The organism is Gardnerella sp. 26-12, from assembly GCF_001660745.1.
In the GTDB taxonomy this organism is placed as follows: Bacteria; Actinomycetota; Actinomycetes; order Actinomycetales; family Bifidobacteriaceae; genus Bifidobacterium; species Bifidobacterium swidsinskii.
In genome coordinates this window covers 1-3,075 of the sequence record NZ_LWSR01000131.1, presented here as the reverse complement: position 1 = coordinate 3,075, position 3,075 = coordinate 1, and the positions used below count along the sequence as shown (strand labels likewise).

Below are 3,075 nucleotides of genomic sequence, written 5' to 3'. Positions count from 1 at the left end.
ATCTAAAAGAAATGCCTCCAAACGCAAACGCAGCTTGAAGGCATTTCTACGAATATTTATTTTTATTTAGTATCTAGCAATAATTTTGCTTTAATACTATTTGCGCAATTAATCTTCCTCAAATGGATCAAAATCGCGACGCACGCGGCGACGAGGACGCTCTGCGCGCTCTTCGCGAGCCGAACGATACTCGTCATAGTGATCGTCATCAGCTGCATAACGCGGCTTTCTATCAGATACGCGACGATTTTCTGAATCTCGACGATTTGAGCGATCTTCACGGTCGTCACGATCTGCACGATCGTCACGGTCATCGCGATTTTCGTAACGATCGTCACGGTCATCGCGCACGCGGCGACGAGGACGCTCATCAAAATCGTTATCGCTGTAACGGTTATCGCGATCTGCACGATCTGCACGACGGTCGTCTCGACGAGTGTTGCGGTCATCATAACGGTTATCGCGATCCATGTATCGGTCATTTCGATCCATGCGATCTCGATCGTCACGGTCATCGCGCATGCGGCGACGAGGACGCTCATCGCGATCTGCACGATCCGCACGGTCATGATTATCGCGATCGTCACGGCGAGAACGACGGTAATCGCCACGAGAGTCACGAGAATCGCGATCGTCGCGAGAACTGCGGGAACGATTTTCACGCACTGCTGGAGCAGAAGATTCTTGATCTTCAAAACCTGGAATAGCCAAAGAAATCTTGCCACGCTCATCTACGCTTTGTACGATAACTTCAACATTATCGCCTTCCTTCAGCACATCTTCAACAGTGTCAATGCGCTCACCATTTGCTAAATTGCGAATCTGTGAAATGTGAAGCAAACCGTCAGTTCCAGGAGTCAAATTCACAAAAGCTCCAAAGCTTGTGGTCTTAACAACCTTGCCTGTGAAAGTTTCACCAGCTTTTGGCACACGAGGATTTGCAATAGAATCGATGATTCCCTTAGCTTTCTCAGCAGCTTCTCCGCCTTCAGAAGAAATGTAAACAGTACCGTCATCTTCAATAGCGATTTCAGCACCAGTTTCTTCCTGAATTTGGTTAATCATCTTGCCCTTAGGCCCAATTACCTCACCAATCTTGTCTACAGGAATTGTGGTTGTAATAATGCGTGGAGCGAATGGACTCATCTCAGCTGGGCAATCAATGCATTCGTTAATAACTTCAAGAATCGTTGCACGAGCTTCATGTGCCTGCTGCAAAGCGGCAGCTAAAATATCAGCTGGAATACCATCAAGCTTCGTATCGAGCTGCAAAGCAGTGATGAATTCAGAAGTACCAGCAACCTTGAAGTCCATATCACCAAATGCATCTTCTGCACCGAGAATATCAGTCAAAGTCTTGAAGATATGCTTTCCATCAACATCACCAGAAACTAAGCCCATAGCAATACCAGCAACTGGAGCCTTCAAAGGCACGCCAGCAGCAAGCAAAGAAAGCGTAGAAGCACAAACGGAACCCATAGAAGTAGAACCGTTAGAACCAATAGCTTCAGACACCTGACGAATAGCGTATGGGAACTCTTCGCGACCTGGCAAAACTGGAACCAAAGCCTTCTCAGCTAAAGCACCGTGACCAATTTCACGACGCTTTGGAGAACCAACGCGACCAGTTTCACCAGTGGAGTATGGAGGCATTTCGTAATTGTGCATATAACGCTTAGTCTGTGGACCAGAAAGCGCATCAACCTGCTGCTCCATCTTAAGCATATTCAAAGTAGTCACACCCAAAATCTGAGTTTCACCACGCTGGAAAAGTGCAGAACCGTGTACGCGAGGCACAACATCAACTTCTGCAGAAAGCGTACGAATATCGCGCAAACCACGACCATCAATACGATAATCTTCAGTCAAAATACGACGACGAACAATTTGACGCTGCAATTCTTTAAACGCATTGCCGAGTTCCTTTTCCTTTTCGGCTTCGTCCATATCAGTGAATTCTTCAGCGATTGCAGCACGCACGCCTTCCTTAATTTCAGCGATGCGATCTTGACGAGGAAGCTTTTCAGCAATAGAAAGAGCTTCATTCAAATCAGCATGAGCAATCTCGTCAATACGAGCATAAAGTTCGTCAGTATATTCTGGGAAGAGTTGGAATTCCTTAGTTTCCTTAGCTGCAATACGCTTCAACTCATTTTGAGCATCGCAAATAACCTTAATAAATGGCTTTGCAGCTTCCAAACCTCCGGCTACGACTTGCTCATCTGGCTTGGTTTGACCATCATTGTAAATCAAATTCCAAGCATTCTTACCAGCACCAGCCTCAATCATTGCAATAGCAACATCGCCGTTTTCAATCACACGACCAGCCACAACAATCTCAAATACTGCACGCTCGCGCTCACTCCAACGTGGGAAAGCAACCCACTGGCCATCAATCAAAGCCAAACGAACGCCAGAAACTGGGCCCTCAAATGGCAAACCAGAAATCATAGTAGATGCAGACGCCGCATTCAAAGCAATAACATCGTAAGCATCATCTGGATTAATTGCCAAAATTGTTTCAACAACTTGCACTTCGTTACGTAAAGTGTGTGGGAACAACGGACGCAACGGGCGATCAATAATACGGCATGCCAACGTTGCTTCGTTAGAAGGACGACCTTCACGGCGGAAGAACGAACCTGGAATCTTTCCAGCAGCATACATTTTTTCTTCCACATCAACAGTTAATGGGAAGAAGTCGTAATTTTCCTTCGGACTAGATCCTGCAGTCGTCGTCGACAAAATCATGGAATCGTCATCCAAATATGCGGCAACAGCACCATCTGCTTGCTGAGCAAGTCGACCAGTTTCAAAGCGTAGCGTACGCTTACCAAATGAACCATTATCAATAACGGCTTCTACAGCCTTAATTTCGGGACCCTCCACGGGTTCCTCCTTTTCTTAACTTACCTAATCAACCAACATGCGTAATAACATTGACGACTTCGCATTATTACTTATATGCGAATATTTGCACTCTTTGCAACACTTGCGTTACGTCAATATTTCGTAGTGTTTTTTGTTTCGGTTACTTCAATCATCCGTATTCAGTTATACATCAATCTTTAATTA

1 protein-coding gene is annotated in these 3,075 nt (G+C 45.6%); it reads right to left on the bottom strand.

Going from position 1 to position 3,075, the window contains the following annotated elements:
• Window positions 1–108: 108 nt before the first annotated feature.
• Window positions 109–2,889 (bottom strand): polyribonucleotide nucleotidyltransferase, encoded by a 2,781-nt coding sequence (locus tag A5295_RS05770; RefSeq protein ID WP_004109771.1) that lies wholly within the window; start codon window positions 2,887–2,889, stop codon window positions 109–111.
• Window positions 2,890–3,075: the final 186 nt, after the last annotated feature.